Source organism: Arsenophonus sp. PmNCSU2021_1 (genome assembly GCF_036919435.1).
Lineage (GTDB): Bacteria > Pseudomonadota > Gammaproteobacteria > Enterobacterales > Enterobacteriaceae > Arsenophonus > Arsenophonus nilaparvatae.
Map to the genome: position 1 here is coordinate 512,552 of NZ_JAZHPL010000006.1, position 24,510 is coordinate 537,061.

The window sequence follows — 24,510 nt, forward strand, 5'->3', positions numbered from 1 at the left end:
CTTTAATCTGTTAAGATTGTCATGAAAAGAGGTATTGGTGTTATAAAAATTGCTGGCAGCTAATGATTGAAATGGTAGAATTCTTTTTTAAGCAATCGAGTGAATTTTGAAATGGGTAAAAACGTTGTCGTATTAGGTACTCAGTGGGGTGACGAAGGTAAAGGCAAAATAGTCGATTTACTAACTGAACGCGCTAAGTATGTTGTTCGTTACCAAGGTGGGCATAATGCTGGTCATACGCTAGTGGTAAATGGTGAGAAAACTGTTCTCCATCTTATCCCATCGGGTATTCTGCGTGAAAATGTCATAAGCGTCATTGGCAATGGTGTGGTATTATCGCCTGATGCATTAATGGATGAAATGAAAAAATTGGAAGCGCGTGGCGTGCCAGTGCGTGAACGGCTCAAAATTTCGGTAGCTTGTCCATTAATCTTGCCCTATCATGTTGCTTTAGATAATGAGCGTGAAAAAGCGCGAGGCGCAAAAGCGATAGGAACGACCGGCCGGGGCATTGGACCTGCTTATGAAGATAAAGTTGCCCGCCGTGGATTACGTGTTGGCGATCTGTTTAATAAAAAAACCTTTCCAGTCAAACTTAAAGAAATTGTTGATTACCATAATTTTCAATTAGTGAATTATTATAGAGCGCCTGCAATCGATTACCAAAAAACATTAGATGATATTATGGTTATTGCCGATATTTTGACGGCGATGACCGTTGATGTCTCTGATTTATTATACAAAGCGCATCAGAAAGGCGAATTAGTGATGTATGAAGGTGCTCAGGGAACATTGCTGGACATTGATCATGGTACTTATCCCTATGTGACTTCATCAAACACAACGGCGGGTGGTGTTGCCACTGGTTCAGGATTAGGCCCGCGTTATATTGATTATGTTTTAGGAATATTGAAAGCTTATTCTACCCGTGTAGGTGGCGGTCCTTTTCCAACGGAGTTATCTGATGAAACCGGCGAATACCTGCGTGAAAAAGGGCAAGAATTTGGTGCAACAACAGGCCGTTGCCGTCGTACAGGTTGGTTAGATATTGTTGCTATTAACCGGGCAGTTCAAATCAATTCTCTTTCCGGTTTCTGTTTAACCAAATTAGATGTATTAGACGGTTTGGATGAAGTGAAACTTTGTGTTGCTTATCGCAAACCAGATGAGACTGAATTGACTATAACGTCGTTAGCAGCAGAGGAATGGGAAGATTTAGTGCCGATATATGAAACGTTACCAGGCTGGAGTGAAAGTACTTTTGGGGTAAAAGAATATAATCAATTACCTAAAGCAGCCATTGATTATATTAAACGGATTGAGGAATTAACCGGGATCCCGATAGATATTATTTCGACTGGACCTGATCGTGCTGAAACAATGATATTACGAGATCCTTTTGATGCATAATTTTACCACTCAATAATATTGCTCAAAGAGTGACGCCTGAACATTCAGGCGTTATTTTTATATCTAGTAATTCATATTACCTGATTACTAATCAATTTTGCTTAATATGATAAAAATTTACATAATAGATATAACTAGATGAATTAATGTCAAGAAGATGTCTTTCCATTTTTGTTTTATAACCAGAGGTTAATGTGCAGTTAACAAGTTTTACTGATTATGGCTTAAGAGCATTAATTTATATGGCTTCATTACCTAAGGATAAAAGAACTAATATTACTGAAGTTGCTAATGTATACGGTGTCTCGCGTAACCATATGGTAAAAATTATTAATCAATTAAGCCGATGTGGACTTGTTGCTGCGGTGAGAGGGAAAAATGGAGGGATTTACTTAGCCAAGCCAGCTGAGCAGATCCGGATAGGTGATGTTGTTCGTCTATTAGAGCCTCTAGCATTAGTTAATTGCTGCAGCGATTTTTGCCATATTACTTCTGCTTGTTGATTAAAAAAAATATTAAATCAAGCAATTGAACTTTTTTTAAATGAATTAGATAAATATACACTGGCAGATCTAATAGAAAATAATAAGCTACTTTATAAGTTACTATTAAAATAAATAACAGGCCTGGTGTATTAGTGGATTATATTAATCAAAGTGGTAGCGGAGGTGAGTGATGGCAAAAGATCCTTATAAAGACCGGGAAGCTGAGAAATATCATTCACCAATTGCAAGTCGTGAATATATTTTAGAGGTATTAGCAAAATTTACTAAGCCTGTAAGTCGACAGGAAATCGCCCGAATATTAAAGTTAACTAAAGAAGAAGAGTTAGAGGCTTTGCGCCGCCGCTTACGTGCTATGGAACGTGATGGGCAATTGGTATTTACTCGTCGTCAATGTTATGCCTTACCTGAACGCCTTGATTTACTCAAAGGCACAGTTATTGGCCATCGTGATGGTTTTGGTTTTTTACGGGTAGAAGGCCAGAAAGACGATTTTTACCTTTCTTTAGAAGAAATGAAAAAAGCGCTGCATGGTGATGTTGTACTTATCCAGCCATTGGGCAAAGATCGGCGAGGACGTACAGAAGTTCGCATTGTTCGAGTGCTTGTCCCACGAAATAATCATATTGTAGGACGTTATTTTATAGAATCGGGGATGGGGTATGTAGTCCCTGATGATAGTCGACTGTCCTTTGACATATTGATCCCTAAAGAGCAGGTTAACTGTGCCAGGATGGGAAATGTGGTTGTCGTTGAGATGACAACCCGACCAGCGCGCCATACCCAGGCAGTAGGAAATATTGTCGAAGTATTAGGCGAAAGCATGGGGACTAACATTGCGGTAGAGATTGCATTAAGAACCTATGAAATTCCGTATAGTTGGCCGCCACAAGTTGAGAAGCAAGTTGCTGATTTGTCCGAACAGATCCCTGCGTCAGCAAAAAAAGGCAGAGTAGACTTATGTCATCTACCTTTAGTCACCATTGATGGCGAAGATGCCCGAGATTTTGATGATGCAGTTTATTGTATGCCGAAAGAAGACGGTAGCTGGTGCTTATGGGTCGCGATTGCTGATGTTAGTTATTATGTGCGGCCACAAACGGCTTTGGATAGTGAAGCGGTTAGTCGGGGAAATTCAGTCTATTTTCCATCACGAGTGATCCCTATGTTGCCTGAAATTCTTTCTAATGGGTTATGTTCATTAAACCCTGAAGTTGAGAGGCTTTGCATGGTATGTGAAATGCAGCTATCGGCGGAAGGGAAAATTACTTCATCTAAATTCTATGAAGCCGTAATGCGTTCTCATGCCAGATTGACTTATACCAAAGTCTGGAAAATTTTACAGGGTGACGAAGAATTACGTCAACATTATCAAGACCTGGTGCCGCATTTAGAACAACTTCATCGATTATATAAAGTGTTAGATAATGCGCGCATAAAACGGGGTGCTATTTCCTTTGAATCTGAAGAAGCTAAATTTATTTTTAATGCAGAAAAACGCATTGAGCGGATAGAGCCGGTTGAACGTAATGATGCGCATAAATTAATTGAAGAGTGTATGATTTTAGCGAATATCGCTGCCGCACGTTTTGTTGAGCGGAATAAAGAACCTAGCTTGTACCGTGTCCATGATAGGCCCAAACAAGAGAGTATTGTAAATTTGCGGACTGTATTTAGCGAGCTGGGTTTGACATTACCAGGTGGCATGAAACCACAGTCAGCTGATTATGCTAAAGTTATGGATGAAGTGGCTGAACGTTCGGATCATGAATTGCTACAAACAATGATTTTGCGTTCAATGAAACAAGCTATTTATGATCCTGAAAATAGAGGGCATTTTGGCTTAGCACTGAAATTTTATGCCCATTTCACTTCACCGATCCGTCGATATCCTGATTTAGCGCTACATCGTTCGATAAAATATCTTTTATCTGGCCAACATGGAAACAATCAACATCGCTCGACGCCGACCGGTGGTTGGCATGCTGATACTCATGAAATGCTGCAATTGGGTGAACATTGTTCAATGACCGAACGGCGAGCTGATGAAGCAACGAGAGATGTTGCTGATTGGTTGAAATGTGATTTTATGCAGGATCAAGTTGGCAATGTATTTACTGGCATTATCACCAGTGTCACGGGTTTTGGCTTTTTTGTCCGCTTAAAAGATCTTTTTATTGATGGTCTGGTGCATGTCTCATCACTTAATAATGATTACTATCGCTACGATAATGTAGGACAGAGACTTATTGGTGAGTCTTCGGGGATGGTATATCGTCTTGGTGATGAAGTTGAAATTAGCGTTGAAGCTGTACATATGGATGAACGCAAGATCGATTTTGCATTGATATCAACCTTACGTAAGGCGAAAAATCCAGGTAAGACAGCAAAAGAAAAAGCAAAAAAGCAATTTAAAAAAACAATTTCAACTCATAGCAAGCAAGATCACAGCCAGGACAAAAATTTTGAGCCCAGTAGTGCATTTATTAAAGCGAATAAAAAAGGCAGCGGCAACGCTAAAAAAGTAGATAAGAAAGGGAAAAAGGTTTCTGATAAAAGTAAAAAAATTGCCGCAAAATTGAGAGCAAAAAAGCTATCAAAAAAGCACAAAAATAATCTTAGTTATTTTTATTACTGATCTTCATCGGCAATGATTGACTATCTTTGAGAGTTATAAAGTAATCGATAAATTTATGAGTGAAATTATTTATGGTATTCATGCAGTGCAAGCACTGCTGGAGCGCGATCCATCGCGTTTAAAACAAGTTTATGTACTCAAAGGGCGTGAAGATAAACGTTTATTGCCGATTATTCACCAGCTTGAAAAATTGGGCATTATTATCCAGTTAGCTAATCGTCAATGGATGGATAAGCAGACAGAGAACGCTGTTCATCAGGGTATTATTGCTCAGGTAAAACCCGGGCGGCAATATCAAGAGAGTGATTTAGATATTATTATTTCTCAGACAAAATCACCCTTTTTGCTTATATTAGATGGTATTATCGATCCACATAACTTAGGTGCTTGTTTACGTAGTGCAGAGGCTGCGGGTATTGATGCGGTTATTGTACCAAAGGATAAATCTGCTCAACTTAATGCCATCGCTAAGAAAGTTGCCTGTGGTGCAGCTGAGAGTATGCCATTAATTCGGGTTACCAATCTTGCGCGGACACTATGTCAATTGCAGCAGCATCATATCTGGATTGTTGGCACTGCAGGTGACGCCAATCATACATTATATGAGAGTAAGTTAACCGGAGCGGTTGCATTGGTGATGGGTGCGGAAGGTGAAGGTATGCGTCGTTTAACAAGGGAACATTGTGATGAACTGATTAGTATTCCAATGGCCGGTATGGTTTCGTCTTTAAATGTCTCTGTTGCGACCGGCGTTTGTTTATTCGAAGCAGTACGTCAACGGCACAGTTATTGAGAAAAAAGTAAGAGCATTGATAATCTTGGCAAGATTACTTAACCCAATTCAATGGCGATAAGTGATGATTTAATCTATTGCTTGAGTTTTAACTAAAGGATAGGTATAGTTACGCGTCGATTTTTCAGCCGCACTTAAATAAGTTCCTTGCCTCCATGGGATGCGGCTGACCCTGACAGGAGGCTGTTAATCCGTAAGGAGCAAAACTCATGCGTCATTACGAAATCGTTTTTATGGTTCATCCGGACCAAAGCGAGCAAGTTGCAGGTATGATTGAGCGTTATAGTAGTTCTATCACCGAAGCGCAAGGTCAAATCCATCGCTTGGAAGACTGGGGTCGCCGTCAATTGGCTTATCCAATCAATAAATTGCACAAAGCACACTATGTTCTGATGAACGTTGAAGCGCCGCAAGAAGTGATTGATGAGTTAGAAACAAACTTCCGCTTCAATGATACCGTTGTCCGCAGCATGATTATGCGTGTTAAGCATGCGTTTACTGAAGCTTCTCCAATGGTTAAAGCCAAAGACGATCGTCGCAGTCGTGATTTGGTTGATGAAGACCTGGAAGGAATTGAGGTTGCTGAGGATTCTGAAGAGTAAATTTGGTTGTGAATACTAATCGATTGGTGCTGTCAGGCAAAATCTGTAATGCGCCGATAAGAAAAGTCAGTCCAGCTGGGGTTCCTCACTGCCAGTTTGTGCTCGAACATCGTTCACAGCAGCAGGAAGCCGGTTTTAATCGGCAAGTATGGTGTAGAATAACCATCATCGCCAGCGGACAAAAATTACAACAGTTTACTCACAGTATAACGGTCGGTAGTTGGATCACAGTTATCGGTTTTATTAGTAGCCATCAGGGCGCTAATGGCTTGAATAACTTGGTGCTTCACGCCGAGCAGATTGAATTGATAGATTCTGGAGACTAGCCAAATGGCACGTTATTTCCGCCGTCGTAAGTTCTGCCGTTTCACAGCGGAAGGCGTTCAAGAGATTGATTATAAAGATATCGCAACGCTAAAAAACTATATCACTGAAAGTGGTAAAATTGTACCAAGTCGTATCACTGGTACTCGTGCAAAGTACCAGCGTCAGCTCGCTCGTGCTATCAAGCGCGCGCGTTACCTGTCTCTGTTGCCATATACTGATCGTCATCAGTAATTGGTACGGTCCATTAACGACTTAAAGAGGATAAGGTAATGCAAATTATTCTGCTGGATAAAGTAGCAAACCTGGGTAGCCTGGGTGACAAAGTTGATGTTAAAGCGGGTTATGCTCGTAACTATTTAGTTCCGCTGGGAAAAGCTGTTCCTGCAACTAAAAAGAATGTTGAATTTTTTGAAGCACGCCGTGCCGAATTAGAAGCTAAATTAGCCGATGTTCTGGCTGTTGCGGAAGGGCGCGCTGAAAAAATTAATTCATTAGCAACAGTAACCATCGCCTCTAAAGCCGGTGATGAAGGTAAATTGTTTGGTTCGATCGGGACTCGTGATATTGCTCAGGCGGTCACTGCTGCCGGTGTTGAGGTTATGAAAAGCGAAGTTCGCTTACCAAATGGTGTATTGCGTACTGTTGGTGAACATGAAGTTCATTTCCAAGTGCATAGTGATGTATTTGCAAAACTGAATGTGAATATTATTGCTGAATAATTGCTTTCTGATTATTATGCACAAACAAAAACACCAGCTGATGCTGGTGTTTTTGTTCCGATTTCTATCAGCTAAATCATTGTTGCTATTAATCAATCGTACAAAGTCAATTGTTTTACTTTTTTATCTCTGCCGAGTGTTAGAGGAATTTTTGGCTGGTAGTCGATAATTTTAATTCATGAAATTGTCACTGTTCATATATTATCATTTATAGATATTATATTTAGGAATAAAATTTATTTTTCAAACTGAAATCCCACCTTTAGGTTTTTAGTATTATAAAATTAATGAATTGATATAAAATTAGAATATTATTTTTAACTAGATTTATTTTATATGGTTATTTATCCATTTATTTGAGACTGTTATTCTTTATTATTATTTATAATTTAATAAATAGGAGCTGTTATGACAGATCAGGCATTTGATTCAATTGAAACTCAGGCAAGTTATGGCATTGGTCTTCAAGTTGGTCAACAGCTTTTAGAATCAGGCTTGGAAGGCATTCAGCCAGAAGCTTTACTTGCGGGTTTATGTGATGCATTACATAGTAAAACGCCGGTGGTTCCTGTTGAAGCTTTGCATAGAGCATTACGAGAGATCCATGAACGCGCGGATGCTCAGCGGCGTGAATTTCAGCAAGCTGCGGCGGTGGAAGGACAAAATTTTTTGGACAACAATCAGCAACGTGAGGAATTCAATACTACGGAATCAGGATTACAATTTAGTATATTAAAACAAGGTGAAGGCCCGGTCCCGGCTAAAGCAGATCGGGTTCGTGTTCATTATACTGGTCGATTAATCGATGGTACGATTTTTGATAGTTCAAAAGATCGAGGGCAACCAGCAGAATTTCCTGTTAATGGTGTGATTGCTGGCTGGATTGAGGCGTTAACATTGATGCCTAGAGGATCAAAGTGGGAACTTTATATTCCGCATAATTTAGCCTATGGTGAACGTGGTGCTGGTGCCGCTATTCCACCTTTTAGCACGTTAATATTCGAAGTTGAATTACTAGGAATTATATAATTAAGTTTTACTTGTCATCGAGTTAGTTGGTGTATTAATAAGATAATTCGATAAATAATCTATGCCGTTTTCCGAGATATATTATGCTTGAGCAAATATGTGATTTGGCGAAAGAAGCAGGTAGCGCAATTATGACTATCTCACGAGTTTCGCACGGGCATATAAAATTCTAGAAATGGCTTCAGAACAATAATTAATCTGTAACTTGCTAAGACGTATAAATTTACTTAAATTACAATAAGTTATTTTTAATTTATGAGATTTTTTCTATTTATATATTATGCTGAATTAAACTTAAAAATAGAGCGTTTTTTTATTGGTGCGAAACTCGTGTATCTATGAAAGTGCACAACAACTTGCTGTTAAGCACAAAAAAGATAGCTCTCCGGTGACTGAAGCCGATCTTATTGCTCACCAAATTATTAAAACTGGATTGACAAGTATAACTCCACATATTCCGCTACTCTCTGAAGAAGATCCACCGGCTTGGCAAGAGCGCTGTCATTGGGAAAGCTATTGGTTAGTGGATCCGCTCGATGGAACTAAAGAGTTTATTCATAGAAATGGTGAATTTACCGTTAATATTGCTTTAATTCAGTCGGGTTCTCCTGTTATGGGGATTATTTATGCGCCAGCAAAATGTGCTTTATGCTAGTGAGCAAGGGGCGGCATGGAAAATAGTGGATGGAGTAAAACAATCACTTCATGTTGCTAATGGGCATCCCCCGCTAATTGTTATTAGCCGTTCTTCTCAAGATAAAGAATTGACTGATTATTTGGCACAAATGGGGCAGCATGAAGTTATGGTGATGGGTTCTTCACTAAAATTTTGTCTTATTGCTGAAGGCAAAGCACAGCTTTATCCGCGATTTGGTCCCACTCATATTTGGGATACTGCCGCAGGACATGCGATCGCCCAAGCGGCAGGTGCTAAAGTGACGGATTGGAATGGTAGAACATTAGACTATTCCCCCAGAGAATCATTTATTAATCCGGGATTTAGAGTGTCAATATTCTGATGGTTTAATTAATTATTTTTTTAATTGTGTTTCAATCAATTTAATAACGTTATTTGTCTATTCAGATGTTAGAGCACCATCTTTAGCAAATAATACGTCACCCTTTTTATTTAATACGATGATGGTAGAACTCTTGGGTTTTAGCTGCCAGGTTTTTTTAACTACACCATTATTATCCACAATAATTTGAGAAAACGGGAATTCTCGCTTACTGTCTTCAATACTACTGCGAACAAAAAAGCCGGTTCCTAGAATTGTATCATCAGTATTTATTATTGTTGTTGTCTGATATTTTTTCTGATCAACACGAGTTTCGCACAAAACTAATTTGGGTACGCTAATAAAACACGGATTTGCTCAGTAATAGCACTTTTGGTTACGTCCCAATTTTGTTGATAAAGGGTTATTTTTTCAGATATACGACGTTTATGTTGTTCAAACCACGCAGAAATAGCGAGAAAAATATGATTTCTTTGCGCTCAGCTCGTGCGAGCCTGACAGCGTTCAATACCACAGTTTTGTTTAACTTCTCGATGATAAACTTCAACAGACCAACGGGCATCCATGATAGATTTGAGGTATTGACGGGTGGGATTCTCTTTGTTTGTTACTATGTAATCAATACGGCCGTTTTTGGCTGTAAATTTGAAAACGGTTACCCAACCATATCCTCGCAAGTGTATTGACGTTCCTTCTTCTGAGATGTCTAACTTGTTCAGTTGTTTGTTATGGTTAACAATCCTATTTTTCCTCAGCGTGTTTACCCAGATCCAACCATGAGAGCGAATTGATTTCAGGTTATCCAGGCTAGAATACCAAGCATCCATCACTACGGCTTCTGGCATGATCCCTCTTTTTTTAGCAAGAGTGAGCATTTCGGAAAAGTGCGTGTTTTTTGTTTTTCTATCAGAATCTTTATCATAAATAAGATAATTGATAGGAATTGATTCAACCTTCGTCAGATCATGCCAAAGCAAATTAACTAAACCTATGCCAGCAATAACCTCATGTTCATTACCTGAATATTGAGAATGGACTATCTCTATTTTTTTACTACGTGTTTTGGCAATCAATGTATCATCGGCAATTAGTACGAAAGGGCTTTTTTTGTCTATAGAAGGTTCAACTAATCGCCATAGGTCTTTAGGTCTAAAACATCTACTTTTTAGCCATCGGCTAACAGTGTCATGAGATAAAGGCGATGTGCTTACTTCTGATAACGCTAAACCAGAGTATCTTAAACTGCTTACTTGTAAGAATGTTTTATAGATATCTTTAATACATGGATAACCCGACAAAATATGAACACCCTGATTTTTTCTTGTTTTTAAATTTATACTTCTTTTTTGGAGATTGCGAAACTCGTGATCAAATTTCTTTTGTTTAATTGCCTCTATTAATGGCTCATTGAGCTCTTTAGCGGAAAGGCGCCCGGCAATATGCAGGATCGTTCTTGTTTTGCCAACAAGTTCCTTGCTGCGCCAATCTTGATAAATAAGTTTACCCTTTTCGTTTAACAAAAGTTCACCTCGATCGGTGACAGTTACGGCAGGCACCGGCTTATTAATTTGTAAGATGGCTGTTAATGCAGAAAAAGGGTGAGTTAATAAAATTACTATTGGTATGATCTTTTTTAACATAGTACTCCTCGTTAATCTTTTCTAAACTGGTTATTGATGATTATCCTCGTTTATTAGCATAGTCAATCTTAAATATAATGTCTTTGTTATAGAGAGCTGCTTTAGCACATACAGCAAAAGTTGTTAAGGCTTCAAATGAAAAATATTGTAATGATTATTCAAAACTATTTAACCCGTTATCATGTTATGTAAAATCGTTAAATCTTATTGGAAAAGGAGAACTAAAGCTTGTAACCAGAGTCTATGATTATAAAATGTGTCATGAATCACATTTTTGTGACTTCAAGATCAACAAAGGGGAGGAAAAAGTTGAATGAAGATTTTTCACCGTTATAACCCACTGAAGATTGCGCGTTACGTTAAGATATTATTTCGTGGTCGATTGTATATCAAAGATATGGGAGTATTTGAATTTGACAAAGGAAAGATATTACCCCCTAGAATTAAAGATAAGCGGCATTTCAACATAATGAATGAAATCAATAAAGAAGTCCTTATCCTCCAGACAGAAATAGGTTAACTCATCTGATAAGTTGTGCGCCACATCCTCAGTGGCGCAAATAAAATATAAACTAATCATGACCTAACAATTTTAATCCATAAGTTTTACGACAGATCGGATTAGCAAAAAGTGTTTTACTATACTTCGCTTTATTCGCTTCATGTTAAATTTAATGCTTACCAATCACATTTCATTTTGTGGCTGGCGTTTAATAATTTGGTCTTGGATCTGTCAACAGCGATGTTTTGATTAATATAAAGATTATAACTTTAAACAAAATTAAATTTATGTGTGCGTTTTTGTTAAAAAATTGAAGTAGTATATATACTTTATCAGCTTATCAACACTTGTTGATGGAACATATCAATCTCAAAGAAGAGAAAGGTTTTCTCCTATGCAAAAAACTGTTTTAGCACTACTTATTAGTCTGTCTGCTCTGACAGTCTCCTCCTTTGCTGTTGCCAAAGACGTTACTTACGGTGAACAAAAAATCATACTGTCTGATTCCATTTCTCCGGGTAATGATTTTTATCAATATGTTAATCAAGATTGGATAGCTTATACAAAAATCCCAGCTGGAATGTCACGTATTAATTCCTTTGTTGAGTTATATCTCAAAACAGAAAAACAGCTGCAAGCACTGATAAATAAACTTGAAGTTCAACCGGAAAGTGAGCTTAATCATAATCAACGCAATATTCGTAATCTTTATCGTAGTTATTTAAATGAAACGGTAGTTGAAAAAACAGGTTTAACGCCGGTACAAAATGCCCTGAATGCTATCAAGCAGGCAAAAACTCACGCTGATATTACTAATTTGATGGCAAAACCAGGTTATATGCCATTTATTTCCTATTGGGTTGGGTTGGATGCAAAAGTACCTGATAGCTATGTTCTTTATCTGGGACAAGGTGGTTTAGGCCTACCAAATAGAAATTACTATCTGGATAACACTAAACAGATGGAGACTATCCGTCACGATTACGTCGCTTATATTGCCACTATTTTACATTTAGCGGGAGAAGGCGAAAAAGAAGCACAGTTAAAGGCTAAGCAGATTTTTGCGTTAGAAAAATCGTTAGCAAAAGTTCATTGGACACCAGAAGCTGAACGTGACACGTTGAAAAATTATCATCCGATGACGCTTAGCCAATTGAAAAAGTTTACGCCAGATTATCAATGGCAGGGGTTTATTCAACAATGGAAACTTTCAGATGAACAGTTGGCGAAAGTTATTGTAGAAAATGACAGTGCAGTTGAACAGCTGGCAAAAATATTGGCTAATACCCCACTATCTACCCTACAAGACTACTTAGTTTTCAATTATCTGAGTAGTAAAGCCAATTACTTGAATCAAGCGTTTTCTGATGCTCGATTTAATTTTTATTCAACTCGATTAAATGGTATTAAACAGCAGCGTTCACGTAAAGAACGGGCATTAGAAGTCGTGAATAAACTACAAGGGGAGCCGTTGGGGCAGCTTTATGTTGCAACATATTTTGATCCTGATGCTAAAAATAAGATCCAAAATCTGGTGAGTTATGTTAAAGGAACGTTTAAAACACGTTTGCAAAATAATGACTGGATGGATAAACGGACTTGCCAAGAAGCACTCAAAAAACTTAACCAATTTACGGTTAAAATTGGTTACCCTGAAAAATGGCATGATTTTAGTACGTTGCATTTGCAACCAGATACATTATTCGACAATTATCTGCAAGTACAAAACTGGCTCTATCAAGATAATATGAGCCGGATCGGTGAAAAAGTCAGAAAGTGGGAATGGGGGATGACGCCACAAACAATTAACGCTTATTATAATCCAGTTCAGAATGAAATTGTTTTCCCGGCGGCTATTTTGCAAGCGCCATTTTTTGATCAAAATGCTGATCCTGCTTATAACTATGGTGCCATTGGTGCGGTGATCGGGCATGAGATGGGACATGGTTTTGACGATCAAGGCCGTCTTTATGACGGAACAGGGCACTTAAGAAACTGGTGGTCAACGGCTTCACAGCAGCATTTTAAAGAAAAAACCGCCAAACTTATTAAGCAGTATAACGGGTTTAAAATTGATGGTTTAGCTGTTAACGGTAAACTTACCCTAGGTGAAAATATTGGTGATCTCGGTGGATTAAATATTGCCCTCAATGCTTATAAGCAATTTTCTAAAGAACATTATCCGAATGGTGAACCGCCGATTATCGATGGAATGACGGGATTACAACGCTTCTTTATAGCCTGGGCGAGAACTTGGCGCGAGTTAGCTAATAAAGAGTTAGAGCGTAATAAGATTATGGCTGATCCCCATAGTCCGAACCCCTATCGCGCCAACGGTGTGGTACGCAATATGGATGATTGGTATGCAGCATTTAATGTAGAAAAAGAGCATAAGCTTTATCTGGCACCTAAAGATCGAATCCATATCTGGTAGACTTCAATATCAGGCTCTATAGCGTAGAGCCTGATAAACTTGCTGCTTTCGGGTAATAACGTTAGAAACACTTCATTTGTATAATCGCAAACATAAACGATATGTGATATTCAACAATGAGGTGAATTAATAATGGATAAATCAATCACCGTTGCTTGTGTACAGGCAGCTCCTGTATTTATGGATTTGGAAGGAACTATTGATAAAACTATCGATTTAATAAAAGAAGCGGCCAGTAGAGGGGCGGAATTGATCGCTTTTCCGGAAAATTGGCTACCTGGTTATCCTTGGTTTCTTTGGTTGGAGTCACCTGCGGCATTAACTCCATTGGTTTATCAAAATTCTTTAGTATTAGGCAGTGAACAGGCAAAGCGTATCGCTTCGGTTGCTAAAGAGAATAATATTTGGTTGCTATTGGGCTTGAGTGAAAGAGATCATGGTACGCTTTATATGGTTCAATGGCTCATCAGTAATACGGGGGAAACGGTCGGTGTGCGGCGAAAACTTAAACCGAGTCATGTTGAGCTCACTCTATTTGGTGAAAGTGATGGTTCATCGCTAAAAACGTTTACCACTGAATTAGGTGTGATTGGGGCATTGTGTTGTTGGGAACACATACAACCGTTAACGCGTTATGTTATGTATGCTCAGCATGAGCAAATTCATATAGGGTCTTGGCCTAGTTTTAGCCTTTATTGCGATATAACAGCTGCTTTGAGCCCTGAAGTCAATATCGCGCTTTCAGGATCCTATGCAGTAGAAGGGCAATGTTTTGTTATTGCACCGTGTGCCATTGTGTCAGAGCAGATAATTGAACAGTTATGTACAGATAAAATTAAACGGAACTTGTTAAAAGCAGGTGGCGGCTATGCACGTATATTTGGTCCAGATGGCAGTGAGCTAACAACCCCCTTGGCAGAAAATGAGGAAGGATTACTGTTAGCTACGCTTGACCCTGCTTCAATTACCTTCGCCAAAGCTATCGCCGATCCGGTCGGGCATTATTCACGTCCAGACGTAACTAGCTTATTATTTAATCCTGCGGCTAATCGCCCGTTATCGATTAAAGCCGCTTCTTTTATTGAACTAATATATACAAAACAGATTGTATTGCCAGGGAGTGAAGAAGTTCAGGCGAATTAGAATATTCTGACTGTTAATTGAACAAATGTAGTGATCAATTCTAATATATCCACTTGACTGTATTTATCTGTTTTAACGGTGAGATAGTGACTAAAATTTGTGGTTAGGTGGTAATTATTTTTTCAGTCTATCTTCTATTTATATGCCTTTCTAAACTTTTTCATGGTTAAGAAAATGTTTTGCATTTCGTTTTTTGCAAGAAAATTGCTATTTTTTTAATAAGGTATTTCGTGCATAAATTTTGGCTTGACGATATAAAAATAAACAGACCGATAGTCTTATCAGTTAAAAATGTTTTAGCGTGCTATTCAATAGCCATTATTGCGGCTTAAATGGACAGAAAAAGATTGCATTATTTATTATTAATGTCTTGTATATCTTGTTTAATTTAACCAAAATGAGTGAGTTTTTTATTGTTATAAAGTCTATTTTCCATTAGGAGTTGGCGTGCCAAGATATTCTTTGCTTTGTTTTCTTTGTATGTCGATGGTAGTGTCAGTTGCCAATGGTGCCAATCTTCGTTTAAAAGTTGAAGGATTGACAGGAGAACTTGAAAAAAACGTTCGTATTCAGCTCTCAAATATCACTCAGGATGAAATTGCCCCAGATGGCCGTTTCCAGGTCAGAGTTGATAAAGCAATTCGTTTAGGATTAAGACCGTTAGGTTATTATGAACCCACCATTGAATTCTCTTATCAGGAATTTCAGCCTCCTTCTCGACCCGTTTTGACAGCTAAAGTTGATCCTGGAAAACCTGTTCATGTTGAAAATGTTAGTATAACGTTAAATGGGGCGGCTAAATATGATAAAGATTATGCGGAAATGATAGCTCGCAATACGCCACCAAAAGGAATTATTCTTAATCATGGCGATTATGAAGATTTCAAACAGGGATTTAGTCGGCTGGCAGTGCGTAAAGGTTATTTTGATGCAGAAATGAAGAAAAGTCAGTTAGGGGTCTCATTGGCTCACAGGGCTTCTTACTGGATATTTGATTTCAATAGTGGTGAGCGTTATCGCTTCGGTGCCATCAAATATGAAGGCTCTCAAATTCGCGAAGATTATCTAAATAATATTGTTCCCTTTAAACAGGGAGACTATTATGCCTCTGAACAATTGGCTGAATTCAATCAACGGTTAGTCAATACTGTTTGGTTCAATTCCGCAATTGTGACCCCTGATATTACTAAAGCTCGTGAAAAAGGCACGCATATTCTGCCAATGGACGCAGTCTTAACGCCACGTGCGCGTAATCATGTTGAATTAGGTGGTGGTTATTCGACCGATGTAGGTCCCCGAGTCAAAGCTACTTGGAATAAACCCTGGATTAATTCTAGAGGACAGAGTTCTACTTCCAGCCTTAGTCTTTCGCAACCTGAACAAATTATTGATGCCAGCTATAAAATTCCGCTAAAAAAGAGTCCATTAGAACAATATTATGCCGTTCAGGCGGGCTTTAAACGTACTGACCTAAATGATACTCAGTCTGATACCACAACGCTGAATTTATTAAGGAATTGGGATTATTATAAAGGTTGGCAATATGGCGTTAATTTGCGCTGGAGTCTTAGCCATTTTACCCAGGCAAATATAACCAATACTACTATGCTTCTGTATCCTGGAGCCAGCCTTAGCCGGATGCGACAGCGAGGTGGTGCTATGCCCTATTGGGGGGATAGCCAGCGATATACTATTGATATTTCTAATACTACTTGGGCTTCAGATATCGATTTTGTGGTATTACAAGCACAAAATGTTTGGATAAGAACACCCTGGAAAGGGCATCGTTTTGTGGTAAGAGGCCATCTTGGTTGGATAGAAACTAATCGATTTGACAAAGTCCCACCTGATCTGCGTTTTTTTGCTGGTGGTGATCGCAGTATTAGAGGTTATGGTTATCAAAAAATTTCACCCACCAATAGCCAAGGAAAATTAACCGGTGCTTCAAAATTAGCCGTTGGCTCACTGGAATATCAATATAATGTGACAGGTAACTGGTGGGGCGCAATATTTGTTGATGGTGGTGAGGCGGTAAATGATTTTAGTAAAGATGATTTTAAAGTTGGCGCTGGCGTAGGTATTCGCTGGGTTTCACCGGTTGGGCCTATTAAATTGGATATTGCTGCGCCGGTCGGTGATCCCGATTATAGCAAAGTACAATTTTATATTGGGTTAGGTGCTGAGCTATGAAATGGGTAAAACGCATTAGCCTGGTCTTATTGTTTTTGTTACTAATATTATTAACGATGATTGGTTGGATAGTTACCATCCAATCAGGCTTACATTTTGCCCTTAATACAGCAGTGCGTTGGTTGCCAGGATTAGAAATTGCGACCATTTCCGGTGGCTGGAGTGATTTAAATTTGCAGGGAGTTCGTTATCGAACCAAGGGTATTAATGTTGATGTTGATAAGTTTAATCTTTCACTCGAAGTTAACTGTTTAAAACGTTTTCAATTGTGTGTTAATAATATTTCAACTGACGGCGTCGATGTTAAGATTGATAGCAAAGCCTTTGCATCTACCGAAGAGCTAGCCAACTCAACTCCATTGACTAAATTGTCAACGCCCTATCCTATTTTGTTAAATCAGTTAACACTAAAAAATATCAATATTCAGCTCGATAACAGCCAGATGTCGCTGGCTGAATTAACCATGGCGGCTGATTGGCAAGCTAATCTGTTAACAATTAAACCAACGACAATTAATGGATTAGTGGTTAATTTGCCAAAAACTTTAGTGGAAGAAAATAAAGCGACAGCAAAAGCAGTAATAAAAACCAGCGATCAGGTAGCCGATAAATCACCCGCGGAAACATTAAAAGCACTATTTGCTGAGCCTTTATTAGCTAACTTACCTGAAGTCGTTTTACCTATCGATATTAATATCGAGCAGATCCGAGGAGTAAGCTGGTATTTAAGTGGTGATACTAAGGTGGCAATTGATAATTTGACATTAATGGCGAGCGTACAAAATCAGCAGATAGCTATCAAACAATTTGTTGTTGTGATGCCTGAAGGCAAGATCACTATTACCGGTGATGCTAATTTGGCTCAGCAGTGGCCGGTCAATACTGCTGTTCAAGCTGAATCCTATCTTAACGATCTTAAGGGGCAACAAGTTGATTTAAAACTGGAGGGGGCTTTATTACAACACCTTAAATTAATGTTAAGTTTAACGGGTCCCATCAAGGCTAATTTGGTCGCTGAAGCAGCCTTATCACAGGCAGGATTGCCAATTCAATTAACCTTAGAGAGCCAGCAGCTTAATTGGCCACTACAAGGTGAGCCAGAATATCGTTTAAAAGATCTACGTTTACGTTTAAATGGTATGGTGACAGGTTATGATCTCTCATTCCGAACTGATATTAATGGACGGGATTTGCCACCGACGTTGTTAACGCTTGATGCTAAAGGGAATGAACAACAGTTTCGGTTAACGCGTTTGCGATTGAATGCGTTGCAGGGAAAAACAGAATTAACCGGTATTATCGATTGGAGTAAAGCGATAAGTTGGAATGGGTTATTAACTTTATCCGATATTAATACTGCAAAACAGTGGCCACAATGGCCAGTTAAATTGCAGGGTAAAATCGTCACGACTGGCAGTTTACATGGTGGTAGCTGGCAATTAAAAATTCCTGAAATTACCCTTGATGGTAATGTAAAAGGTCATTTATTACGCACACGTGGACAGATAAGTGGCAATGCCGCAGGTCAATGGAACATTCCCGTTTTCAATATCTTACTCGGACGCAACAAATTAGATATTAATGGACATCTGAGTGACAGCTGGCAACTAGATGGGATAATTGATGCGCCAGCTCTCGATGGTGTATTACCTGGTTTAGCCGGAGTAATAAAAGGACAATTAAAATTACGAGGTGATTTAAAGTCACCTCAATTACTGGTTGATATCGCAGCTCATAGCGTTAAATGGCAAGATGGCTTAGCTATCGATAAAGCAACTATTCAAGGTGATATCCGTTCTGATAAACAGATCCATGGCCAACTAATTGCTGCTGTTCAGCAGTTGAAACAGGCAGATTTAGTTGTTCATAATTTCACCTTGGATGCTAAAGGTAATGAGCAGCAGCATAGTGTTAACATCAATATCGATGGAAAACCCATTTCAGGTCACTTAACCCTGAAAGGCAGTTTTGATCGACAGAAAGCGTTATGGCAAGGTGTGTTAGATAATACGTTATTTAACACCCCGATCGGTGAATGGCAGTTAAGTCGGGCGGTGTCAATTGAGTATGCCAATCAGCAACAGGAAGTCACAGTTTCGCCTCATTGTTGGCTAAATACTAAAGGGCACTTTTGTTTGTCTAAAATGGCTAAAATTGGTAAATCCGGTAATGCAGATATTCTGCTACAGCAGTTTGATTTAGCACTACTCAAACCCTTTTTGCCAGCGGAAACTCAGCTAGCTGGCAGTTTTGATGGTGATGCGAAAGTGAGTTGGTATGCCGATGGGCATTCGCCGCAGGTGAAAGTAAATTTGTTTGGTAATGGCGTCAAAATCAAACAATTGATTGAAGGATCATTGTTACCCGTTGAATTTCAAACGCTAAGCTTGAATGCAGATATGAGTAACGGTAAGGCAGTATTACAGTGGTTAATACAAATTACCAATAATGGCAAATTTTCAGGCAATATACGGATTGACGATCTGGAACAAAGTCGTAGATTATCGGGTAGTATTAATATTAACGATATTTCATTAGCCTTAATTCGTCCAATTTTAAGTAATGGTGAAAGGTTAGATGGCAATTTGAATGCCGATTTAAGGTTGTCTGGCAATATGAAGCAGCCGTTATTAAATGGTAATTTGGCGCTTTCTAATGTAGCAGCAAAAGGACACTGGTTTCCATTTGATATCAATCAGGGGTTCCTCAAACTGGATTTTATGGGAACTCGCTCTCAATTGACAGGACGTATTAATACACCTGAAGGTTATTTGAAGTTAGTTGGAGAAGCGGATTGGCGTAATATTAAAGCCTGGCAAGCGAGAATTTCTGCCACAGGTAACAAATTGCGGATAACATTACCGCCAATGGTTCGTATTGACGTGGAGCCGGATATTGTTTTTGAAGCTACGCCTAATTTATTAAGTCTCAATGGCAATGTAAATATTCCTTGGGCACGTATTACGGTACAAGAATTACCAGAATCAGCAGTTGGCGTTTCATCAGATGAGGTGATGTTAGATGCAAATTTACATCCAATTGAGAAAAAAGGTATATCAATTCCGATATTAACTAATCTACAGATTAAAATTGGAAATGATGTTCGTTTGGATGCATTTGGCTTAAAAGCGCGATTAACAGGAATATTGAAAGTTATCCAAGATAAGCAAGGGCTGGGTTTAAATGGCCAGATTGATATTCCTGAAGGTCGATTTCATGCATATGGGCAAGATCTAATTGTGCGAAAAGGACAAATTTTATTTTCCGGCCCCGTTGATCAGCCATTCTTAAATGTAGAAGCGATCCGCAATCCAGATAGTACCAATGATAATGTGATTGCGGGGGTAAGAGTTACAGGCTTGGCTGATAAACCAAAAGCAACGATTTTCTCCGAGCCAGTTAAATCGCAGGAGGAAGCTCTGTCTTACTTACTGAGAGGTGAAGGGTTAAATAGTAGTGGCGCAGATAGTACTCATATGGCTGCTTTGCTGATTAGTCTGGGAGTTTCCAAGAGCGGAAAATTATTGGGAAGTATTGGTGAAACATTTGGTGTTTCCGACTTAGCATTAGATACTCAGGGCGTTGGTGACCAATCTCAAGTTGTCGTGAGTGGTAAGATAACGAATGATTTGCAAGTTAAATATGGCGTAGGGATATTTAATTCTCTTGCTACATTAACACTACGCTATCGTTTGATGCCAAAATTGTATCTAGAAGCTGTGTCTGGCGTGGACCAGGCACTAGATCTGCTTTATCAGTTTGAGTTTTAATTATGCGTATAATTGTTTATGGTAGTTTAAGGCGTAATCAGGGAAATCATCATTGGATGACTTATGCTCAGCTGTTAGGACAGTATAGGTTGGAAGGTTATGAGATTTATGACTTAGGTTATTACCCTGCAGTAATACGTGGTGAAGGGACGATAGAGTGTGAAGTTTATCGTATTACACCATCCATTTTGACTGAACTTGATGAATTAAAAAGGAACTCTCAGGATTATGTAAGAGAATTGATACCTACACCTTATGGTAATGCATGGATTTATCTTTATAAACTTTCGGTAGATGGTTTACGCCGAATTGAAAGTGGTGATTGGCTAAGGCGTGATGGAAAAAGCAAATAAATTTTTCTAACCAGATCCCGTTTATCGCTGATAAAGGGGATCTAATTAAAACTCTATAATGGTTATTTTTTAGCTGCGCGTTCAAAAGAAGAAAGAATTTCAGCTTTTGCCGCATCAACATTTTCCCAACCATCCACTTTTACCCATTTGCCTTGTTCTAAATCTTTATAGTGTTCAAAGAAATGTTTAATTTGAGCGCGTAGTAATTCAGGTAAATCGTTAATATCTTTAATATGATCATATTCTTTAGTTAATTTAGAATGAGGCACCGCAACCAATTTTGCATCTTCACCCGATTCATCGGTCATTTTTAATACCCCGATTGGGCGACAACGAATTACTGCTCCTGGTTGTAGCGGATAAGGTGTTGGAACTAAAACATCAACGGGATCGCCATCCAAGGAGAGAGTATGATTGATATAACCATAATTACAGGGATAAAACATAGCGGTAGACATAAAACGATCGACAAAGATGGCGCCAGATTTTTTATCTACTTCATATTTTATCGGATCCGCATTCGCGGGAATTTCTATAATAACATAGATATCTTCAGGCAGCTCTTTCCCTGCCGGTACATTATTTAGGCTCATAAAAAATGTCCTTTATTTAAAGCTAAAAATTGAGTAGCGGTTATTATAGCCGTAAACGAAACAAAAACTCACTATCACTATAAAAATAAGCTTAACAATAAAGGCCAGATCGTTTGCCTTTATTGCGTATGATAGGATGTTATTCATTAACTGAAAATTCAAGCATAAAGCTTTCGGCTTTTTCTACCATAGATTTTGTTCCAACAAAGAAAGGTACACGTTGATGTAGTTGTTCTGGGACGATATCTAAAATTCGATTAGTACCATCACTTGCTTTACCTCCTGCCTGTTCGGCTAAAAAGGCGATCGGATTGCATTCATATAGCAAGCGTAATTTACCTTTAGGGTGACTTGCTGTACTTGGATAAATATAAATCCCACCTTTTAGTAAATTTCGGTGAAAATCTGCCACCAAAGAGCCAATATAGCGGGTGGTATAAGGGCGAAGCGTTGCGGGATCTTGTTCCTGGCAATATTTTATATATTTTTTTACCCCTAATGGAAATTTACTATAATTTCCTTCATTGATTGAATACATATTGCCTTGTGGTGGAAACATCACTTTTTCGTGAGATAGACAGAAGACGCCCAGAGAAGGATCATAGGTGAAGGCATGCACACCATAACCGGTTGTGTAAACCAGCATGGTTGAAGAACCATAGACAACGTAGCCGGCAGCGACTTGTTGATGGCCCGGTTGTAAAAAATCTGCTTTAGTAACCGATTGGCCAATTGGTGTAATACGGCGGCAAATAGAGAAAATAGTTCCAACGGAAACATTTACATCGATATTTGATGAACCATCTAATGGATCCATTAACACAACATATTTGGCATTTTCTGCCCGATCACCAGCGAAAATTACGATTTCGTCTTCTTCTTCGGAAGCAATGCCAGCAACCTCTCCTCGCGCTTTCAAAGCGGCTTTTAATTTTTCATTAGCGTATAGGTCAAGTTTCATTTGAACTTCGTCTTGAATATTACAGGCACCACTTGCGCCTAAAATATCCACCAAACCGGCTTTATTAATATCGCGGTGAATGATTTTTGCACCTAATTTAATTGCTGATAATAATGCGGTAAGTTCACCCGTAGCATGAGGAAAATCATGTTGTTTTTCAACGATAAATTCGTCTAATGTTTTCATGACCAAGGTCCTGAGTCTAATTTTATAGAGATTTTGTAAGGAATCGTGTTCCTTGTGTGCGTGCAGTTTAGCCAAATTAGGCCAAGATTAATAGTTGGATTATTTTTACTGATCAAGAGAACGATTCATTTCATATTATCGCGCTGATCAGCGCGATAACTTTGGCTTTTACAACTCTTGTTCAAACAAATTCAAGATGGCTTCATAAAGTTGTTCGGTGGAAAATCCCAAAGTTGGGGTAGAAAAAATGGTATCATCGCCGGCGATACTACCTAAAATTCCTTCTGAAGTTCCTAACGAATCTAATAAACGAGCAATGAGCTGTGCAGCGCCAGGACTAGTACGAATAACCACAATTGATTGATTGTAGTTAACATCTAATACCAAATTTTTTAGCGGGCTAGTTGTTGTGGGAACAACCAGTTCAGCAGGTAGGCAATAAACCATTTCCATTTTGGCATTACGGTTACGCACCGCACCAAACTTTGTCAGCATTCTAGAAATTTTTGACTGGTTTATATTTTCAAAGCCTTGCTCTTGAAGTGCTATAACGATCTCACTTTGGGAGCTAAATTTTTCTTCCTTGAGCAAAGCTTTAAAAGCTTTCACGAGATCTTCTTGTTTAGAAGAAACATACATAAATCACCTTTTTCAAGACGTTAAGTAGAGCGGTATTATGTATAAAGGTGAATTTTTATGCAACAAGCAGTTCTAGCCTGTTGCTATGAATATAACACGAGTTTCGCACAAAACTAATTTGGGTACGCTAATAAAACCACGGATTTGCTCAGTAATAGCACTTTTGATTACGTCCCAATTTTGTTGATAAAGGGTTATTTTTTCAGATATACGACGTTTATGTTGTTCAAACCACACAGAAATAGCGAGAAAAATATGATTTCTTTGCGCTCGGCTCGTGCGAGCCTGACAGCGTTCAATACCACAGTTTTGTTTAACTTCTCGATGATAAACTTCAACAGACCAACGGGCATCCATGATAGATTTGAGGTATTGACGGGTGTGATTCTCTTTGTTTGTTACTATGTAATCAATACGGCCGTTTTTGGCTGTAAATTTGAAAACGGTTACCCAACCATATCCTCGCAAGTGTATTGACGTTCCTTCTTCTGAGATGTCTAACTTGTTCAGTTGTTTGTTATGGTTAACAATCCTATTTTTCCTCAGCGTGGTTACCCAGATCCAACCATGAGAGCGAATTGATTTCAGGTTATCCAGGCTAGAATACCAAGCATCCATCACTACGGCTTCTGGCATGATCCCTCTTTTTTTAGCAAGAGTGAGCATTTCGGAAAAGTGCGTGTTTTTTGTTTTTCCATCAGAATCTTTATCATAAATACGATAATTGATAGGAATTGATTCAACCTTCGTCAGATCATGCCAAAGCAAATTAACTAAACCTATGCCAGCAATAACCTCATGTTCATTACCTGAATATTGATAATGGACCATCTCTATTTTTTTACTACGTGTTTTGGCAATCAATGTATCATCGGCAATTAGTACGCAAGGGCTTTTTTTGTCTATAGCACGAGTTTCGCACCAATAAAAAAACGCGCTATTTTTAAGTTTAATTCAGCATGATATATAAATAGACAAAACCTTATAAATTAAATACAAGTTATTGTAATTTAATAAAATTTATGTGTTTTAGTAACTTACAGATTAACCATTGCTTTT

At 38.6% G+C, this 24,510-nt stretch carries 18 protein-coding genes and 5 pseudogenes; 16 read left to right on the forward strand and 7 right to left on the reverse strand.

Features of this window, described 5'->3' with window-relative positions:
- Positions 1–111 precede the first annotated feature (111 nt).
- The 10 genes and pseudogenes from V3224_RS15555 (at position 112) to cysQ (ending at position 9,040) form a co-directional block, all read left to right on the forward strand.
- Entirely contained in the window at positions 112–1,410 is a 1,299-nt protein-coding gene (locus tag V3224_RS15555; RefSeq protein ID WP_334471596.1) for an adenylosuccinate synthase, read from the forward strand.
- Positions 1,411–1,604: 194 nt separating this feature from the next.
- Positions 1,605–2,027: pseudogene (nsrR, locus tag V3224_RS15560) on the forward strand (nitric oxide-sensing transcriptional repressor NsrR).
- Positions 2,028–2,085: 58 nt separating this feature from the next.
- Positions 2,086–4,551, forward strand: coding sequence for a ribonuclease R (rnr, locus tag V3224_RS15565; protein ID WP_334471597.1), 2,466 nt, complete (start codon positions 2,086–2,088; stop codon positions 4,549–4,551).
- A 55-nt stretch (positions 4,552–4,606) separates the two neighbouring features.
- Complete coding sequence (rlmB, locus tag V3224_RS15570; protein ID WP_334471598.1) at positions 4,607–5,344, forward strand: 23S rRNA (guanosine(2251)-2'-O)-methyltransferase RlmB; 738 nt, start codon at positions 4,607–4,609, stop codon at positions 5,342–5,344.
- A gap of 209 nt (positions 5,345–5,553) precedes the next feature.
- Positions 5,554–5,946, forward strand: coding sequence for a 30S ribosomal protein S6 (gene rpsF / locus V3224_RS15575; RefSeq protein WP_334471600.1), 393 nt, complete (start codon positions 5,554–5,556; stop codon positions 5,944–5,946).
- 8 nt (positions 5,947–5,954) lie between these two features.
- The gene (priB, locus tag V3224_RS15580) at positions 5,955–6,272 is read left to right on the forward strand and encodes a primosomal replication protein N (RefSeq protein ID WP_032114571.1); all 318 of its coding nucleotides are present in this window, start codon (positions 5,955–5,957) and stop codon (positions 6,270–6,272) included.
- Positions 6,273–6,276: 4 nt separating this feature from the next.
- Positions 6,277–6,504: a 30S ribosomal protein S18 gene (rpsR, locus tag V3224_RS15585; RefSeq protein WP_000135199.1), complete on the forward strand. Its 228-nt coding sequence runs from the start codon at positions 6,277–6,279 to the stop codon at positions 6,502–6,504.
- A gap of 38 nt (positions 6,505–6,542) precedes the next feature.
- Positions 6,543–6,992: a 50S ribosomal protein L9 gene (gene rplI / locus V3224_RS15590; protein ID WP_180816009.1), complete on the forward strand. Its 450-nt coding sequence runs from the start codon at positions 6,543–6,545 to the stop codon at positions 6,990–6,992.
- Between the two features lie 408 nt (positions 6,993–7,400).
- Entirely contained in the window at positions 7,401–8,021 is a 621-nt protein-coding gene (locus tag V3224_RS15595; protein WP_334471615.1) for an FKBP-type peptidyl-prolyl cis-trans isomerase, read from the forward strand.
- Between the two features lie 316 nt (positions 8,022–8,337).
- Positions 8,338–9,040: pseudogene (gene cysQ / locus V3224_RS15600) on the forward strand (3'(2'),5'-bisphosphate nucleotidase CysQ).
- A 57-nt stretch (positions 9,041–9,097) separates the two neighbouring features.
- On the opposite strand, the gene V3224_RS15605 reads toward cysQ, so the two are convergent.
- The 3 genes and pseudogenes from V3224_RS15605 to V3224_RS30085 form a co-directional block, all read right to left on the reverse strand.
- Complete coding sequence (locus tag V3224_RS15605) at positions 9,098–9,382, reverse strand: YtfJ family protein (protein WP_442890627.1); 285 nt, start codon at positions 9,380–9,382, stop codon at positions 9,098–9,100.
- Positions 9,364–10,338, reverse strand: a pseudogene (locus V3224_RS15610) (IS701 family transposase). Before V3224_RS15610 ends, V3224_RS15605 begins: the two are co-directional and overlap by 19 nt.
- A 75-nt stretch (positions 10,339–10,413) precedes the next feature.
- Positions 10,414–10,680 (reverse strand): annotated as a pseudogene (locus V3224_RS30085) (YtfJ family protein); the annotation flags it as partial.
- 313 nt (positions 10,681–10,993) lie between these two features.
- Here V3224_RS30085 and V3224_RS15615 point away from each other — a divergent pair.
- The 6 genes from V3224_RS15615 (at position 10,994) to V3224_RS15640 (ending at position 21,072) form a co-directional block, all read left to right on the forward strand.
- Complete coding sequence (locus V3224_RS15615) at positions 10,994–11,200, forward strand: DUF1107 domain-containing protein (RefSeq protein ID WP_026821849.1); 207 nt, start codon at positions 10,994–10,996, stop codon at positions 11,198–11,200.
- Between the two features lie 376 nt (positions 11,201–11,576).
- Positions 11,577–13,616 carry a M13 family metallopeptidase gene (locus tag V3224_RS15620; protein ID WP_334471623.1) on the forward strand — a complete coding sequence of 680 codons (2,040 nt, stop codon included), beginning with the start codon at positions 11,577–11,579 and terminating at the stop codon, positions 13,614–13,616.
- A 132-nt stretch (positions 13,617–13,748) separates the two neighbouring features.
- Positions 13,749–14,759, forward strand: coding sequence for a carbon-nitrogen hydrolase family protein (locus V3224_RS15625; RefSeq protein ID WP_334471625.1), 1,011 nt, complete (start codon positions 13,749–13,751; stop codon positions 14,757–14,759).
- A 447-nt stretch (positions 14,760–15,206) separates the two neighbouring features.
- A complete protein-coding gene (gene tamA / locus V3224_RS15630) occupies positions 15,207–16,949 on the forward strand; it encodes an autotransporter assembly complex protein TamA (RefSeq protein ID WP_334471626.1) in 1,743 nt (580 codons plus the stop codon).
- Complete coding sequence (gene tamB, locus V3224_RS15635; RefSeq protein ID WP_334471628.1) at positions 16,946–20,719, forward strand: autotransporter assembly complex protein TamB; 3,774 nt, start codon at positions 16,946–16,948, stop codon at positions 20,717–20,719. The genes tamA and tamB overlap by 4 nt, the downstream gene beginning before the upstream one ends.
- 2 nt (positions 20,720–20,721) lie before the next feature.
- A complete protein-coding gene (locus tag V3224_RS15640) occupies positions 20,722–21,072 on the forward strand; it encodes a gamma-glutamylcyclotransferase family protein (protein ID WP_334471629.1) in 351 nt (116 codons plus the stop codon).
- Positions 21,073–21,134: 62 nt separating this feature from the next.
- Here the strand turns inward: V3224_RS15640 and ppa are convergent, their stop codons facing one another.
- The 4 genes and pseudogenes from ppa to V3224_RS15660 all read right to left on the reverse strand — a co-directional run.
- Positions 21,135–21,665, reverse strand: coding sequence for an inorganic diphosphatase (gene ppa / locus V3224_RS15645; protein WP_334471631.1), 531 nt, complete (start codon positions 21,663–21,665; stop codon positions 21,135–21,137).
- 139 nt (positions 21,666–21,804) lie between these two features.
- Positions 21,805–22,812: a class 1 fructose-bisphosphatase gene (fbp, locus tag V3224_RS15650; RefSeq protein ID WP_334471632.1), complete on the reverse strand. Its 1,008-nt coding sequence runs from the start codon at positions 22,810–22,812 to the stop codon at positions 21,805–21,807.
- A 168-nt stretch (positions 22,813–22,980) separates the two neighbouring features.
- Positions 22,981–23,451, reverse strand: a complete 471-nt coding sequence (gene argR / locus V3224_RS15655; RefSeq protein WP_032114376.1) for a transcriptional regulator ArgR — start codon at positions 23,449–23,451, stop codon at positions 22,981–22,983.
- A 113-nt stretch (positions 23,452–23,564) separates the two neighbouring features.
- A pseudogene (locus tag V3224_RS15660) lies at positions 23,565–24,360 on the reverse strand (IS701 family transposase); the annotation flags it as partial.
- Positions 24,361–24,510: the final 150 nt, after the last annotated feature.

What these genes read in the sequence shown, in the direction of transcription:
- V3224_RS15555 (WP_334471596.1), top strand. Translation starts at nt 112, where the DNA reads ATGGGTAAAAACGTTGTCGTATTAGGTACTCAGTGGGGTGACGAAGGT.
- rnr (WP_334471597.1), top strand. Translation starts at nt 2,086, where the DNA reads ATGGCAAAAGATCCTTATAAAGACCGGGAAGCTGAGAAATATCATTCA.
- rlmB (WP_334471598.1), top strand. Translation starts at nt 4,607, where the DNA reads ATGAGTGAAATTATTTATGGTATTCATGCAGTGCAAGCACTGCTGGAG.
- rpsF (WP_334471600.1), top strand. Translation starts at nt 5,554, where the DNA reads ATGCGTCATTACGAAATCGTTTTTATGGTTCATCCGGACCAAAGCGAG.
- rpsR (WP_000135199.1), top strand. Translation starts at nt 6,277, where the DNA reads ATGGCACGTTATTTCCGCCGTCGTAAGTTCTGCCGTTTCACAGCGGAA.
- rplI (WP_180816009.1), top strand. Translation starts at nt 6,543, where the DNA reads ATGCAAATTATTCTGCTGGATAAAGTAGCAAACCTGGGTAGCCTGGGT.
- V3224_RS15595 (WP_334471615.1), top strand. Translation starts at nt 7,401, where the DNA reads ATGACAGATCAGGCATTTGATTCAATTGAAACTCAGGCAAGTTATGGC.
- V3224_RS15615 (WP_026821849.1), top strand. Translation starts at nt 10,994, where the DNA reads ATGAAGATTTTTCACCGTTATAACCCACTGAAGATTGCGCGTTACGTT.
- V3224_RS15620 (WP_334471623.1), top strand. Translation starts at nt 11,577, where the DNA reads ATGCAAAAAACTGTTTTAGCACTACTTATTAGTCTGTCTGCTCTGACA.
- V3224_RS15625 (WP_334471625.1), top strand. Translation starts at nt 13,749, where the DNA reads ATGGATAAATCAATCACCGTTGCTTGTGTACAGGCAGCTCCTGTATTT.
- tamB (WP_334471628.1), top strand. Translation starts at nt 16,946, where the DNA reads ATGAAATGGGTAAAACGCATTAGCCTGGTCTTATTGTTTTTGTTACTA.
- V3224_RS15640 (WP_334471629.1), top strand. Translation starts at nt 20,722, where the DNA reads ATGCGTATAATTGTTTATGGTAGTTTAAGGCGTAATCAGGGAAATCAT.
- ppa (WP_334471631.1), bottom strand. Translation starts at nt 21,665, where the DNA reads ATGAGCCTAAATAATGTACCGGCAGGGAAAGAGCTGCCTGAAGATATC.
- fbp (WP_334471632.1), bottom strand. Translation starts at nt 22,812, where the DNA reads ATGAAAACATTAGACGAATTTATCGTTGAAAAACAACATGATTTTCCT.
- argR (WP_032114376.1), bottom strand. Translation starts at nt 23,451, where the DNA reads ATGTATGTTTCTTCTAAACAAGAAGATCTCGTGAAAGCTTTTAAAGCT.